Here is a 14,922-nt window from a genome sequence, read left to right on the forward strand (position 1 = left end):
CGGGGCTCGCAACACCGGCTCACTCCTCGCCCTCACCGTGTCGTCTCAGTTCGGGACTGCGGGGCTCGCAACACCGGCTCACTCCTCGCCCTCACCGTGTCGTCTCAGTTCGGGACTGCGGGGCTCGCAACACCGGCTCACTCCTCGCCCTCACGGGTTGTCCGGAGAACGGACGGTCGGCGGCTCGACCACCTGTCGTCCCTGCCCGGAGACCGGGCAGCTGGTCCGCACCGGGCAGACCCGGCACTTCGAGTTGGCCACCGCGGCGAACGTGGCGGCTGCCATCGTATCGGCGGTCCGCCGGACCAGCGCCGTCGCCCAGCCGGCCGCCGGGCCCTCGCCCGCCGCGGGCTGGTTCTGCTCCCGGGCGTCCTTCGCGGTGGTGCCGAGCTGCACCAGCGCCGCACCACCGGACTCGTCGCCGAACTCGGGGAACGCGCCCGCCTCCACCGCCGCCTGGTACGCGCCGAGCTGCGGATGCTCGGCCAGCTCGCTGCCGGTGACCGCGGTCGACTTGCCGGTCTTGAGGTCGATCACCACCAGCCGGCCGGCCTCGTCGACCTCCAGCCGGTCGACCCGTCCGGTCAGGTCGATCGGGCGCTGCGGATCGTCCAGGCGCACCGCGAACTCGTGCTCGATGGCGAGCAGCCGGCGCGGGTTGGTGGCCAGCCAGCGCAGCAACTTGTCGACCATCGCCTCGGCGCGCTCCCGCTCGGGTCCGGCCATCCACCGGGCTGCCAGCTCGATCGCGTCGAACCGGGCGGCCACGTAGTCGAGCAGAGCCCCCCGGTCGGCGCTGGCGTCCTCGGCGAGCATCGCGGCCGCGTGCACGAGGTTGCCCACACCCTGCGCGGTGCTGGTCGGACCACTGCCGCCGTGCCGTTCCAACAGCCAACGCAGGCTGCACCGCAGCGCGCTCTCCATCGCCGACGGCGTGACCCGCACCGGCTCCCCGTCGTCGACGAGTGGCCGGTCGTCGGAGAGCGCGCGCAGGCCCCACCAGTCGTCGGGGTGCGCGCCGGGCACTCCGGCGGCGGCGAGCCGCGCCAGCTCGGCGGCCGCGGCGCGCCGCCGGACCGCCGGTGCGGCCGGGTCGATGATGGCGGTACGCAGCTCGGCCACCAGCGCCGGCAGGGTGAGCGCCCGTGGTGGCCGGGTGACCGGCAGCGCGCCGGGCTCGTCCGACCCGTCGTCTTCTCCGGTCGCACCATCGCCGTCACCGGCCAGCGGCGGCGTCACCCGAGCAACTCCGCCGTCGCCGATCGCGCCGCCGCCAGCCGCGTCGTTACCGGCAGCGCCGTTGCCAATCCCGCCGGTGGCGATCGCGCCGTTGCCAGCCGCGTTGCTACCGGCAGCGCCGTTGCCAACCCCGCGGTCGCCGACCGCGCCGTTGCCCATCGCGCCGTTGCCAACCCCGCCGGTGGCGGCCGCGTCGTCGCCGCCTGCGCTGGTGACGAAGGAGGCTGCGTCGGCGGGTCCGCCGCCGGGAGGGCCGGTACGCGGGCCGGGCGTGGTCGGCGGCACGGCCGGCGGGCTCGACGGACCAGGCGGGCTCGACGCGTCAGGCGGGCTCGACGCGTCAGGCGGGCTCGGTGGCGCGATGGGGCCCAGCTCGTGCAGGAAGCGGCTGGGCTGCTCCTCATGGTCGTCGCCACCGACCGCCGCCGACGCCACCGCGCTGACCAGCAGGCGGTGTCGGGCCCGGCTGATGGCGACGTGGAAGAGCCGGCGCTCCTCGTCGAGCAGTGCCGAGGTCTGGCCCACCACGTTGGCCGCGCGGGCGCCCCCGACGGACCGGCCGGCCAGCACGTCGACAAGTCGTTCCGAGCCGAGCAGGCTGCCGCGCAGGCGTAGGTCCGGCCAGATGCCCTCCTGCACGCCGGCGATCGCGACCAGGTCCCATTCCAGGCCCTTCGCGGCGTGCGCGGTGAGCAGTCGTACCGCCGCGCCCCGGTCGGCGGTCGGCGCGATGGTGTCGGCCGGCAGATCCTGGGCGAGCACGTGGTCGAGGAAGACCTCGGTACGGGCACCGGGCAACCGGTCGGTGAAGCGGGCCGCCGCGTCGAAGAGGACCAGCACGGCATCCAGGTCCCGGTCGGCCGCCTCGGCCCGCCGACGCCGGGCCAGGTCACCCTCGCCGGCCGCCGGCCGCCCCTGGGCTATCGCGCCGGCCCACCGTTCGGCCAGCCCGCTGGTGTCCCAGACCTCCCAGAGGACGTTCTCTGCGGTGGCACCGGGTTGGGCGGCGGCGTCCCGGGCGGTGGCGAGCAGCCCGGCCACCGCCTGCGCCGGCTCCGCCCACCTCCGGTCGATGCCGGCCAGCTCCGTCGGGTCGCGCAACGCCTCGACGATCAGCTCTCCGGACGGGCGGCGGTCACCTCCAGCCAGCGCCAGGGCGCGCAGCCCCTGCCGGAGCCGCCGTTCGGCCAGCGGGTCCGCCCCGCCCAGTGGCGAGTGCAGCAGCGCGACGGCGGCCTCCTCGTCCAGCCGGGACGGTTCGAGGGCGCACCGCAGCAGGAGCAGCAGTGGCGCCACCGCGGGTTGCAGGTGCAGGGGCAGGTCCTCGCCGTGCACCACCGTCGGGACGCCGGCGGCGTGCAGTGCACGTTGCAGGGTGGGCAGCTGGAGGGCCGTGGATCGCACCAGCACCGCCATCCGCGACCACGGCACACCGTCGAGCAGGTGGGCCGAACGCAGCATGTGGGCCAGCCAGGCGGCCTCGCTGGTCGCCGAGCGGAACGTGTGCACCTCGACCGCGCCGGCCGACGCGTCCGGCAGCGGGTGCAGCCGGCGATGCGCCATCGGACCACGCAGCCGGCGGCCCAGCCGTGCCATCGCGGCGAGCAGCACCGGACCGGATCGGTACGACGTGGTCAGCAGCACCTGCGCGGCCGGCGCGCCGGAGGCCGTCCGGAAGCGGTGCCGGAAGGTGGACACTCCGGCCGGGTCGGCGCCCCGGAAGGCGTACGTGGAGGAGTCGGGGTCGGCGAACGCCACGAGCGGCTTGCCCCCGCCGGCGATGACCGAGAGCAGTTCGAGTTGGGCGGGATCGGTGTCGGCCAGCTCGTCGACGTACACGTGGGCGAGGCGGCGGCGCTCGGCGGCCAGCAGTTCCTCGTCGTCGCGGAGCAGGCCGGTGGCGGCCCGGACCAGCTCGGCGGGGTCGTACGCGATCGAGCCGCGGTTACTGACGTCACTTAGCGCGAGCACCGCGACGTACTCCCGCAGGAAGCGGGCCGCGGCCGGCCAGTCGTTACGGCCCAGCTTCTCGCCCAGCCGGGCCAGCTCCACCGGGCCCACACCGCGTTCGGCGGCACGCATGAGCAGGTCACGCAGTTGACCGGCGAACGCCCGGGTCCGCAGGGCCGGGCGCAGGTCGGTGGGCCAGCCGACCGGGTCGTCCTCGGGCTCCTCGCCCACCACGTCGAGCAGCTCGCGGATGATCAGATCCTGCTCGGGGCCGGTGAGCAGGCGGGGTGACGGCTCGCCGCGTTCGGCGGCGGCACGGCGCAGCAGCCCGAAGGCGTACGCCGGGAAGGTGCGCACCAGCGGCTCACGCAGCACCCGGTAACCGTCCTGCGCGATCCGGGCCTCGATGCGCTGGCGCAATGCGGTGGCGCCACGACGACCGAAGGTCAGCACCAGGATCCGTTCGGGGTCGACCCCCTCGACGACCCGGGCGGCGACCGCCTCGACGAGGGTGCTGGTCTTGCCGGTGCCGGGACCGCCGACGACCAGCATCGGCCCGTCGGTGTGCCCGACGATCTCGGCCTGGACGGGATCGACGCGCCAGCGTGGGCTTGCCGACCCGGTCGCGTCGGCCGCGACAGCGAGGACGCCACCGTCACCCGGCGCGTCCCCGTCCCCCAGCATCGGCCCCCCGGGCCGCCGCACCAACCGGTACGACTGCATCACCAAATCCCATCACCGTTACCTTTCAGTGGGCTCGTGCAAGCACACGTTTGGTAGTCCCGCCTTGCGGTGAGACGGTCCCGGTCTGACCGGCGGTTGCCGTGCCGGGTTGACGCTTCGTAGCCACCAGCCCCGCAAGCGGGGTCTTACGGTCGGCTCCACGTCCGGGCACCGGGCCACTCCCGGCGGTTGCTGCATCAGCCGCAAGTGCGGCCAGGTTCCGCGCGGCGTTCAGATCCCGATCAAGGGTCAGCCCGCAGGTGGTGCAGTCGTAGGTGCGTTCGGACAGGGCCAGTTTGGTTTTCACCGCGCCGCAGCCCGAGCAGGTCTTGCTGGATGGGTACCACCGATCAGCCACTATCAACCGGCTGCTGTTCCACTCAGTCTTATACGTCAACTGCCGGCGTATTTCACCGAAAGCCGCATCGGCGATGTGCCGGGCGATGCTGCGGTTGCGCAGCATCGCGGCAACGTTGAGGTCTTCCACCACGACTGTGCCGTGCTGTCGAGCCAGTCGGGTGGTGAGTTTGTGTAGGCCGTCGCGGCGCAGGTTCGCCACCCGGGCGTGCGCGCGGCCGAGCCGGGTTGCGGCACGCTCCCAGCGTTTCGAGGCACGCCGGCCGGTACGGCGGTCGGGGCCGGTCTTGCGCGACAGCGCCCGGCTGAGCGATCGCATCCGCTGCTGCGCGGCTGCCAGGTGGCGTGGATTGTCGATCAGTTCACCGGTGGACAGCACGGCGAGGTGTTTGATCCCGACGTCGGCCCCGACCACCGAGTCCGGGCGGGCCGGGGTGCGTTCGATGCGATCGACTTCGACCGTGAACGACACGTGCCAGCGCCCGCCATCGAGCCGCACCGTCGCGGACATGATCCGGGCCGTGCCATTGTCCGAATGCCGGGCAAGCTTGCGGCCGGACTCGTGCAGCTTCAGGCGGCCTAACCGCGGAAGCACGACGTGCTTGCGGTCCGGTTCGACCCGGATCGCACCTGTGGTGAACCGCACGCTGGGCGTGGTGTTGAACGCCTCCTTGGATACCTCGGGCCACCACGGCGCCACCTCGGGCTTCGTCGCGTTCCACGCCTTACGCAGCCCCGCCAGCGACCACGACAACTCGGTCATGTCGCGGACCAAGTCCTCGTCCATCCCGGCCGGTTCCACGACCAGCAACCGCCACCCCTGCGCAGCCAGCGCGGCCTCGACATACTCGACACGAAGCGAGTGAACCGGTCCCGGTGCTCGAGCACGATCGTTGACACGTCGTCACGCGACAAGGCGAGGAACTTCTTGCGGTGCCCGTCCACGCTGAGTTTCCGGCCAGTGGCCCACGCGGTCACCCGGGCGACCTGCCGGTCTAGGTCCGGCTTCTGATCAGCCGGCAACACTCGGGCGTACACCACAGTCTGCCCGGCGCTACTGGTAACGCTAGTGACCGCCTCCCCGACCATGATGAGTCGGCCGATCCGGTAGGTGGGAACGGGCAGCGTCCCGGACCCATGACGCCGACGTGCCGTCGCGTACGAGACCCCGGTCACCGCCGCCCACTCCGTCAAGTTCACCTGCCGACCATAGCCAACCATCGAGCACTCCTGACTTACCCGAGACACCGATAGTCGGTTACCCCTACGACAGCAACCTGACCCCACGCCGCCACGCCGATCGTGAAGGTGGCGGCACGACACGCCGACGGCCCTGCCGCCACCTTCACACCGAGTCAGGGTAGGTGGGACTCCAGCGCTTTCAGTGCCTCGGGGACCGTGGCGACCACGGTCAGCAGGCCGAGACCGGCGGGTTTGAGGAAACGCTGGTCGGTGATGGTGTGCAGCCAGTCCAGCAGGGGCCGGTAGAAACCGTCGGTGTCGATCAGCACCATCGGCTTGCTGTGCAGGGCGAGGGTCGCGGTGGTCCAGACCTCGAACAGCTCGTCCAGGGTGCCCAGGCCACCCGGCAGGGCCAGGAACGCGTCCGACCTGTCGATCATGAGGGTCTTGCGGCTGGCCATCGAGTCGGTGACCAGCAGCTCGTCCGAGGCGAGGTCGGCGACCTCCAGGTCGACGAGCGCCTGCGGGATGACGCCCACGGTGCGCCCACCGGCGGCGCGTGCGCCGTCGACCACCGCGCCCATCATGCCGACACAGCCACCGCCGCTGACCAGCGTGTGACCGCGCCGGGCCAGCTCCGCGCCGGTCTCGGTGGCGAGGTCGAGCCAGCGTTGGTCGAGGGTGCGCGACGAGGCGCAGAAGACGCAGACGGCGGCCATCAGTCCTCCCGGGGCCGGTCGGCGGTCTGCTCGGCGGCGGCCTGCTGGTCCGCGCCGGTACGGGCGACGGCTTCGTCGCGGACCGCCTCCTGCTCGGCGGAGAGCGCGGCCTCGGCCTCGACGATGTGGCGAACGGCCGCGTTGACGTCGTCGGTGAGGCAGATCAGGTCCAGGTCCACCGGGCCGATCTTGCCGCTGGCGGCCATCGTGTCGCGCAGCCAGTCGAGCAGCCCCTGCCAGTACGCCACCCCCATCAGCACGACCGGGAAACGGGTGACCTTGCCGGTCTGTACCAGGGTCAGCGCCTCGAACAGCTCGTCCATGGTGCCGAACCCGCCGGGCAGCACGACGAACGCCTGCGCGTACTTGACGAACATGGTCTTGCGGGCGAAGAAGTAGCGGAAGTCGATGGCCAGGTCGACCCAGTCGTTGAGGCCCTGCTCGAACGGAAGCTCGATGCCGAGCCCGACGGAGAGCCCGCCGGCCTCGGTGGCACCCCGGTTGGCAGCCTCCATCACGCCCGGCCCGCCGCCGGTGATGACCGCGTAGCCGGCGCGGGCGAGGGCGCCGCCCACCTCCTCGGCGAGTCGACACTCGGCGGTGTCCGGACCGCTGCGCGCCGAGCCGAACACGCTGACGGCCGGTGGCAGGTCGGCGAGGGTGTCGAAGCCCTCGACGAACTCGGACAGGATGCGCAGCGCGCGCCAGGCGTCCCTGGTCTTCCAGTCGCCGCGCCCGCGCGAGTCCAGCAGCCGCTGGTCGGCGGTGCTGCTCGGGATCGCGCCCCGACGCAGCGTGACGGCACCCCGATGCCGCTCCTGTCCGGGAGCGCGGCCGGCCTCCCGCCCGTTGTTCTGGCTCATGCAGCAACCGTAGTGGAGCCGCACATCCTCGGGGTCCGGGGCGGGGAGCCCGCGAAATAGTTCGCGATCAAGGGCAACTATTTGGCGGTCCCGTACGTCTTACTATTCACATACCGGGTATGCCCGGCGCGCGCCTTCGGGGGAGGAGACAGCGTGATCAGCAACAACGAGATGATCCGGATCCGTCGACAGATGCAGCGACGGATCCGAGACGTGGTGGCCGAGCGCCGCCGCATCCGTGCCCTCGATCCCGCCTTCTCGCCCGCCGCCACCCCTTCCGGAGCCGATCAAGAGGTTCGCGTCGCCGACAACGGGCCAGGCTGACGCGAACCTCTTGATCACCGGAGACGCGGGCAACGACCAGGCCCGACCGGATCAGGCCGGTGCGAGCCAGCGGTGCAGGGTTGCCGCCCCGTCGCGGATCTTGCTGATCTCGACGTGCTCGTCGGGGTGGTGGGCGAGGTTCGGATCGCCGGGGCCGAAGTTCAGCGCGGGAATTCCCATCGCCGCGAACCGGGCCACGTCCGTCCAGCCCAGCTTGCCGATCGGGGCGGCGCCGACCGCCGCCAGGAACTCCTTCGCCGGGGCGGCGCCGAGCCCGGGCGGGGCACCGGCGATCGAGTCGGTGACCCGCACCTCGAAACCGGCGAACACCTCACGCACATGTGCCTCCGCCTCGGCGGGGGTACGGTCCGGGGCGAAGCGGTAGTTGACCTCGACCTCGCACAGGTCCGGGATCACGTTGCCGGCCACCCCACCGTTGATCCGTACCGCGTTCATGCCCTCGCGGTAGTCGCAGCCGTCGATGGTGACCCGACGCGCCTCGTACGTCTGGAGGCGGCGCAGCACCTCCCCGGCGCCGTGGATGGCGTTCACCCCGTGCCAGGAGCGCGCCGAGTGGGCGCGTACGCCGGTCGTGGTGACCACCGAGCGCATGGTGCCCTGGCAGCCCGCCTCGACGATGCCGTACGTCGGCTCCAGCAGCACGGCGAAGTCCGCCACCAGCCACTCCGGGTGCGCCTGGGCGACCAGGTTCAGCCCGTTGTACCGCGACTCGATCTCCTCGGCCTCGTAGAAGAAGTACGTCACGTCGTAGCGCGGCTCGGGCAGCGTCACGGCCAGGTGCAGCGCGTACGCGGTGCCGGACTTCATGTCGGAGGTGCCGCAGCCGTACATCAGGTCGCCGCGCATGGTCGACGGGAAGTTGTTGTTCAGCGGCACCGTGTCGAGGTGACCGGCCAGCACGACGCGCTGCGACCGGCCCAGGTCGGTGCGGGCCATGACGGTGTTGCCGTGCCGGTACGTGGACAGGTGCGGTACGCCCCGCAGCACCTCCTCGACACAGTCGGCGATCGCCTTCTCGTTGAGGGACACGGACTCTATGTCGACCAGTACGCGGGTCAGCTGCACCGGATCGGCGAGGACCTCGGGGGTCAGCGGGTTCTCCATGGTTCGCACGGTACCTTCAGGTCTGTCAGCGCGAGGAGCGAGCCGAGGCCGGCCTGGCCGCGATCGAGAGGTGCAACAGTGACGTCCGCAGATTCCGCCTGGGGTATCGGCCTGGCCACCGTCACCGCCGAGGGGCAGGTGCTCGACACCTGGTACCCGACCGGCAAGCTGGGCCTGGGTGAGCTGCCGTTGGTCGACGGCGAGGACAAGTCGGACGTGCTGGACCTGCCGCCGGGAGCGTTGGGCGACCGCCCGCTGCCGGGTCTGCGTACCGTGCAGGTGGTCACCGTGATCGGCTCGCTGGACGATCCGATCAAGGACGCGTCCGACGCGTACCTCCGGTTGCACCTGCTCTCCCACCGCCTGGTGCGGCCCAACCAGCTCAACCTCGACGGCATCTTCGGCAAGTTGGCGAACGTGGCCTGGACCTCCGCCGGGCCGTGCCCGCCGGAGCGGGTCGACGAGCTGCGGGTGATCGAGCGGGCGGCGGGCCGGCACCTGTCGGTGTACGGCGTGGACAAGTTCCCCCGGATGACCGACTACGTGGTGCCCGCCGGTGTGCGGATCGCCGACGCGGACCGGGTCCGTCTCGGCGCGCACCTGGCCGCCGGCACCACCGTGATGCACGAGGGATTCGTCAACTTCAACGCCGGCACCGCGGGCACCTCGATGGTCGAGGGGCGGATCGTGCAGGGCGTGCTGGTCGGCGACGGCTCCGACATCGGCGGCGGCGCCTCGATCATGGGCACCCTCTCCGGTGGCGGCACCGAGAAGGTGAGCATCGGCGAGCGGAGCCTGGTCGGCGCGAACGCCGGCGTGGGCATCTCCCTCGGCGACGACTGCGTGGTCGAGGCCGGCTGCTACATCACCGCCGCCTCCAAGATCACGCTGCCGGACGGTCAGGTGGTCAAGGCCCGGGAGCTGTCCGGCGTCGACGGGCTGCTGTTCTGGCGCAACTCGGTGACGGGCGCGCTGGAGGCCCGCCCGCGCACCGGCCGTGGCATCGAACTGAACGCCGCCCTGCACGCCAACGACTGACGTCCCCGCCGGGTCCGCGGCACTCGGCCGCGGACCCGCCGGGGGTACGCCTCAGCGCAACCGGTACGCCTGGATGATCCGTTCGGTCACCGTGTTGCCGGCGGCATCCCGTGCGGTGGCCCGCAGGGACGCGTAGCCGGGGCCGGCGGGGTGCCGGACGGTGGCCGTCCACCCGTGCCCGTCGTTCCGGACCCGCGCGGGTTGCCAGGTGCGTCCGCCGTCGTAGGAGACGTCCACGCTGAGCGCGGTGACGCGCGAACCGGGTGCACCGGGCTGTCGCTGCACCTGGACCGGGATGACCAGGCTGGCGCCTGCCGACGCCGCGTTGTCGTCATCGAGCGGCGGCGTGAACCGGATCGCCGACAGTGGCAGGTACCGGTAGTCGTCGCCGGGCACGTGCCCGGACCGGAACGTCCACACCGCGCCGACCTCGGTGCTCAGGTCGGTGAAACTCCGCTTCGCGGACACCTCCAACCGGTAGCCGGCCGCTCCCGGCGGCACCGTGAACTGCCCGTACCCGGCCTCGGGCAGCTCCTGCACCAGGACACCGTCGCGGTAGAGGGCGGTCCGTGCGCTGTCGACGACCGATCCGCCGGCGTGGCCGTCGGCGTCGCCGTGCAGCGGGAGGCTGACCGCGATCTCGTCACCGAGGCGGGTGACGCCCTGACCCGGCCAACGCGGCGTCGGAAACAACGGCCCGTACGGCGCGCTGTTCCAGGTCTCCCGGACGTGCCGGCCGGCCCGGTACGCCGTCGGATCGGCGACGAACATCGCCTTGATGTCGGACCACCCATCCTCGGTGGGCACCCCGAAGCTCAGCTCGGAGGACCAGCGCACGCCGTTGGAGTTGTAGTGCTCGACCCTCTTCCCCGGCACCGCCGTGGGCAGGACCGTGGCCCAGCCGCCCAGATCCGGGTCGAGGTGCGGGTAGACCACCCGGTCGACGGTCGTCCCGGCGTACCCGCCCCGGAACTCGTGGGTGACCGTGGCCAGGTCCCGTGCGCGGTAGTTCCGGTCGAAGCCGGTCGGCATCCGACCGGGGATCTTCTCGCTGAGCGCGTACAGGTAGGGGCTGCTGGCCGCCTCGGGCTTACTCCACTGACTGCTCACCGTGCCGAAGAACCGTGCGCCGGAGACCGCCCGGCCGATGTTGCCGGTGGTCAGGCCGGTGAAGTCGAACGCGAGCAGACCGAAGCCGTAGGCGCTGTCGTCGGGGTTGACGAAGTTCGAGCCGAGTTCGACCAGGTCCGGTGCGGCCGAGCGCTCCGGAACCGTGGTCCGCACCGGCCGGGCCCTGCGGGCGTCGAGGGTGGCCGTCACGTCGCGGTCGAGCACCAGCTCGGGCTGGGCCAGCTGGGCCGCGCCCTCCTGTCCGTTGAAGATGATGGTGACCAACGCGTACCGCCCCCTGGGTACGCGGACCTCGACGGTGCCGTCCGGGTCGTACAGGTCGCGGCCGGCGAGGGTGTCCAGGTCGACAAGCGCGCTGAAGTACTCGCCAGATGCCGCACCGTCGACGCCGAGGTGCCGGACGGTGAGTTGGTAGCTCTCCACCTCCCGGTTGACGGCGACCGGGGTGACCGCGACGGCGGTTCCGGAGCGGGCCACGACCCGGCCGGTCCAGTAGCCGTCCGTGCCGACCCGGGTGTCCACGGTGACCGTGGTGCCGGCGGTGCCACCGGCCGGTACGGTGACCCGTCCCGCGCCGAGGGCGAACAAGCCGGCCGGGGCGGGCTGGCCGTCGGGGCCGGTCACCTCCAGGGTCAGGTCGAGGGTGATCGCGTCCGGGCCGTCGTTGTGCCAGTCGACCTGCCGGCTGACCGGGGTGTCGTCGTCGTGCGGCCAGGCCGGTTGACCGAAGGAGACGCTGACCGGCGTGCTGGTCACCCGCTGGGTGATCGCCCGGGCCACGTCGACGCGGCCGGCACCCTGCTGGAACGCCGTCTGCTCCGGGTGCGGCTTCGCCGAGGCCATCAGGGTCGCCTTGAGCTGGGTGGCCGTCCATCCGCCGTGCTGCTGGGCGAGCAGCGCCACCGCGCCGGTGACGTGCGGTGCGGCCATCGAGGTGCCGGAGAGCGCGACGTATCCGTCCCCCACCGGCTCGCCGATCTGTCCGTTCTTGGCGCGAGCGGCGACGATCTCCACACCGGGTGCGGTGATGTCCGGCTTCAACCCGCCGTCGCCGACGCGGGGCCCTCGGCTGGAGAAGTCCGCGAGGGCGTCGTCGCGGTCCACCGCGCCGACCGTGAGCGCGGCCTCGGCGCTACCCGGCGAGCCCACCGAGCCGTCCGTACCGTCGTTGCCGGCGGACAGGACGAAGAGCGCACCCGTCTGGGCGGTCAGCGACTCGACCGCCGCCTCCAACGGGTCGACGTCGGGAGTGTCCGTCCCGCCCAGGCTCATGTTGATCACGTCGGCGTGCGCGTCGACGGCCGCCCACTGCATGCCGGCCAGGATCGCCGAGTCCTGGCAGCCGTACTCCTCGCAGACCTTGCCGTTGAGCAACGTGGCATCCGGGGCGACGCCGTGGTATTTGCCGCCGGACGCCGCACCGCTACCCGCGATGATCGAGGCGACGTGCGTGCCGTGGCCGACCGTGTCGTCGGTGTCGGCGGCCTCGGTGAAGTTCTCCGCCTCGGCGACCCGACCGGACAGGTCGGGGTGGCTGGCGTCGATGCCCGTGTCGAGCACCGCCACGCGGACACCGCGACCGGTGAAGCCGGCCTGGTACGCGGCGGGCGCGCCGATCTGCGGCACGCTGTGGTCGAGGGTGACCTGCCGTCGCCCGTCGAGCCAGATCCGATCGGCGCCCTCCGCCGTGCCGATGCGGGCACCGGTGCCGGTGAGCGATGCCCAGACCGCGGCGGCTCGCTGCTTGTCGGCCGTGGCGGCGAACCCGCCGATGGCGGGCAGTTCGGTCGTGACCGTGAGCCCCGTCGGCGCGGCCGTGCCCTTCCGGGCCTGCGCGCCGGTGGTGACCAGCACCGGCAGGTTGTCGCGGCGCGCGTCGTCGTAGCCGGCGGCGATCAGCGCGGTCACGTCGAACAACCGCCGGTCGACCCGGCCCGCTCGGACCAGGGGCAGGGCGTCCTGCGGTAGCACCGTCAGGTGGCCCCGGTCGCGGGTGGTGAGGAACCGCTGGTGCGTTCGCCCCGGTCCGGGACGTACGGAGGCGGACCCGGATGTGGTGACGGTGACCCGGTCCCCGGTGAGCAGGGTGACGGTCTGTCCGGTGGCCCTGCTCGCGGACTGCTCGGCGGCGGGTGCGGTGGGGGTGCGCGGTGGGCTGGCCGTGGCGACCGCCGGGGTGCCCAGGGTGAGAACTGCCACGGCGGTTGCGGCGATGATTCTCCTGCGTCGATGCAACGGATCCTCCTCGGTGGAGCGTCGATACCACTGGAAGCACATTGACCTCGGTCATGGTTGCATACCTGGTATGCAAAATTGGCGTCCAAAAAATGACGGACCGACCAACCCGCTCCGAGCCCAGCCGGCATCATCGACCGGGTGACCTCCATGAAGGACCGGATGTTGGCGGGCGAGCCCTACCTCGCCGACGACCCCGAACTCATCGCCGACCTGGACCGGGCCGCCCGGTTGATGGAACGCTTCAACACCAGCTCGGCGGCCGACCCGGCGGCCCGACTGGCGGCGCTCCGTGACCTGCTCGGCGACCTGGGCGACGACACCTGGATAAGGCCGCCGTTCTACTGCGACTACGGCTGGAACATCCGGATCGGACCCCGCAGCTTCGTCAACTACCAGTCGGTGTTCCTCGACGTCGCCCCGATCGTCCTCGGGGCGGACGTCCAGGTCGGACCGAACGTGCAACTGCTCACCCCGACCCACCCGGTGCAGCCCGGCCCGCGTCGCGACAAGTGGGAGGCCGCCAAGCCGATCACCATCGGCGACAACGCCTGGCTCGGCGGCGGCGCGATCGTCCTGGCCGGAGTGACGATCGGCGCGAACACCGTGGTCGGGGCAGGCGCGGTGGTCACCCGCGACCTGCCCGCCAACGTCGTCGCCGTCGGCAACCCGGCCCGACCGGTCCGGGACCTCGACGGGGCCTGAGCCGGGACAGCTCGGCGGCGTCGATCAGCGCCGGCGCGGTCACGCCTCCGGCAGGCGCACCACCAGGTCGGCGTGCTCGGCGGTCGGGGTGATGAGAGCCGCGTTGGCCTCGTCGCTGCCCAGCGCCCAGGCGCGGGCCTCCTCGGGCGACCGCCCGTACGCCTCGTGCCGGGCGGTCAACCGGCGCTGGCGCAGCCCGGCGTCCAGGTCGAGGAACCATGCCTCGTGCAGCAACGTCCGGACCTCCTGCCACGGAAAGTCCGGCACGAGCAGATAGTTGCCCTCGGTCACCACGAGGCGGACCGACGGCTGCACCTCGATCGCCCCGGCCACCGGTTCCTCCAGGTCCCGGCGGAACTCCGGCGCGTACACCGAGGTCGGCTCCAGCCGGCGCAACCGGCGCAGCAACGAGACGTACCCGTTGGCGTCGAAGGTGTCGATCGCGCCCTTGCGGTCCGCGCGGCCCAACCGGACCAACTGCGCCTGAGCCAGGTGGAAGCCGTCCATGGGTACCAGCCGCGCGCTCGCCCCCACCTCGGCGACGATCCGCTCGGCCAGGGTGGACTTCCCGGCCCCGGGCGCGCCGGTGATGCCGAGCAGTTGCCGCGGGCCGGCGTCGGCCAGTGACCGCGCCCGCGCCACCAGTTCGTCGACGGCCAGCACCCGGGCCGGCGGCATCAGCCGAGCACCGGATCGCTGATCGTGAACCGCGCCTGCACCGCCGCCTGCACGGTCTGCGGCTGCGGGTCCAACTCCAGCTCGGGAACACCACCGCCGGCACCGCCGACGTCGAAGGCGGCCGCGCGGGCGAACATCGGGCGGTCGGCCGGGCCGACGTCGGCCAACTCGATGAGCGCGGTCACCCGGGCGCCCAGCGCCTCGGCGTACTCCCGGGCGCGCAGCAGCGCGTCGCCGATCGCGGCGTGCCGCGCCTCGCGGTGCGCCGGGCTGTCCGGGCGCAGCTCCCACCAGGGGCCGGCCACCTGGACCTGGTCCTGGTCGGCCAGCCGGAGCATCAGCTCGCCGAGAGTGGTGAAGTCCGTGACCGTGACCGTGGTGGTGACACTGCCGAGCCACCCCACCACCCGTTCGCCCGAGCGCTTGGTCTGCGGCCGGACCCACAGGTCCCCGGTCTCCCGCCGGGCCACCGCCGGCTCGGAACCGTCCAGCAGCACCCGCACGGCGGCCGCCCCCTCGGCCAACTGGGCGAGCGTCGCCTCCCGGTCCCGACCGCGGGCCGTCGCGGTGACCGCGAACCGGGCCAGCTCGGGCGGCACCTCCCGGGTCACCTCGCCGCGCACCTGCACCACCGGGCCGTCCGTCGCCATGCC

Annotated in this window: 11 protein-coding genes and 1 pseudogene; 3 read left to right on the forward strand and 9 right to left on the reverse strand. The window is 72.5% G+C overall.

Annotated elements, in window-relative coordinates; all coding sequences use genetic code 11:
* Positions 1–150: 150 nt before the first annotated feature.
* From ACGFH9_RS01020 to ACGFH9_RS01040, 5 genes and pseudogenes are all read right to left on the reverse strand, one after another.
* A complete protein-coding gene (locus ACGFH9_RS01020) occupies positions 151–3,912 on the reverse strand; it encodes an ATP-dependent helicase (protein WP_393213434.1) in 3,762 nt (1,253 codons plus the stop codon).
* 25 nt (positions 3,913–3,937) lie between these two features.
* Positions 3,938–4,969, reverse strand: a complete 1,032-nt coding sequence (tnpB, locus tag ACGFH9_RS01025; protein ID WP_393214205.1) for an IS607 family element RNA-guided endonuclease TnpB — start codon at positions 4,967–4,969, stop codon at positions 3,938–3,940.
* Positions 4,964–5,469 (reverse strand): annotated as a pseudogene (locus ACGFH9_RS01030) (IS607 family transposase); the annotation flags it as partial. The pseudogene ACGFH9_RS01030 and the gene tnpB, both read right to left, overlap by 6 nt.
* Positions 5,470–5,624: 155 nt before the next feature.
* Complete coding sequence (locus ACGFH9_RS01035; RefSeq protein WP_393213437.1) at positions 5,625–6,170, reverse strand: TIGR00730 family Rossman fold protein; 546 nt, start codon at positions 6,168–6,170, stop codon at positions 5,625–5,627.
* Positions 6,170–7,033, reverse strand: a complete 864-nt coding sequence (locus tag ACGFH9_RS01040; protein ID WP_355237108.1) for a TIGR00730 family Rossman fold protein — start codon at positions 7,031–7,033, stop codon at positions 6,170–6,172. Before ACGFH9_RS01040 ends, ACGFH9_RS01035 begins: the two co-directional genes overlap by 1 nt.
* Positions 7,034–7,186: 153 nt before the next feature.
* On the opposite strand from ACGFH9_RS01040, the gene ACGFH9_RS01045 reads away from it, so the two are divergent.
* The gene (locus ACGFH9_RS01045) at positions 7,187–7,357 is read left to right on the forward strand and encodes a hypothetical protein (protein WP_393213441.1); all 171 of its coding nucleotides are present in this window, start codon (positions 7,187–7,189) and stop codon (positions 7,355–7,357) included.
* A gap of 51 nt (positions 7,358–7,408) precedes the next feature.
* Here ACGFH9_RS01045 and dapE read toward each other — a convergent pair whose 3' ends face one another.
* Positions 7,409–8,482, reverse strand: a complete 1,074-nt coding sequence (gene dapE, locus ACGFH9_RS01050; protein WP_393213444.1) for a succinyl-diaminopimelate desuccinylase — start codon at positions 8,480–8,482, stop codon at positions 7,409–7,411.
* Between the two features lie 78 nt (positions 8,483–8,560).
* Between dapE and dapD the strand changes: the two genes are divergently transcribed.
* Entirely contained in the window at positions 8,561–9,520 is a 960-nt protein-coding gene (gene dapD, locus ACGFH9_RS01055; RefSeq protein WP_355620335.1) for a 2,3,4,5-tetrahydropyridine-2,6-dicarboxylate N-succinyltransferase, read from the forward strand.
* A 51-nt stretch (positions 9,521–9,571) separates the two neighbouring features.
* Here the strand turns inward: dapD and ACGFH9_RS01060 are convergent, their stop codons facing one another.
* Positions 9,572–12,928 (reverse strand): S8 family serine peptidase, encoded by a 3,357-nt coding sequence (locus tag ACGFH9_RS01060; RefSeq protein ID WP_393213448.1) that lies wholly within the window; start codon positions 12,926–12,928, stop codon positions 9,572–9,574.
* A gap of 120 nt (positions 12,929–13,048) precedes the next feature.
* Between ACGFH9_RS01060 and ACGFH9_RS01065 the strand changes: the two genes are divergently transcribed.
* Positions 13,049–13,591, forward strand: coding sequence for a sugar O-acetyltransferase (locus ACGFH9_RS01065; RefSeq protein ID WP_393214209.1), 543 nt, complete (start codon positions 13,049–13,051; stop codon positions 13,589–13,591).
* 39 nt (positions 13,592–13,630) lie between these two features.
* Here the strand turns inward: ACGFH9_RS01065 and ACGFH9_RS01070 are convergent, their stop codons facing one another.
* Together ACGFH9_RS01070 and ACGFH9_RS01075 are read right to left on the reverse strand one after the other, a co-directional pair.
* Entirely contained in the window at positions 13,631–14,269 is a 639-nt protein-coding gene (locus ACGFH9_RS01070; RefSeq protein ID WP_393213451.1) for a nucleoside/nucleotide kinase family protein, read from the reverse strand.
* Positions 14,269–14,919 carry an SIMPL domain-containing protein gene (locus ACGFH9_RS01075; RefSeq protein WP_393213454.1) on the reverse strand — a complete coding sequence of 217 codons (651 nt, stop codon included), beginning with the start codon at positions 14,917–14,919 and terminating at the stop codon, positions 14,269–14,271. Before ACGFH9_RS01075 ends, ACGFH9_RS01070 begins: the two co-directional genes overlap by 1 nt.
* Positions 14,920–14,922: the final 3 nt, after the last annotated feature.

Origin of the sequence: Micromonospora sp. NPDC049102, from assembly GCF_043197485.1 — a bacterium.
Classification (GTDB): Bacteria; Actinomycetota; Actinomycetes; order Mycobacteriales; family Micromonosporaceae; genus Micromonospora.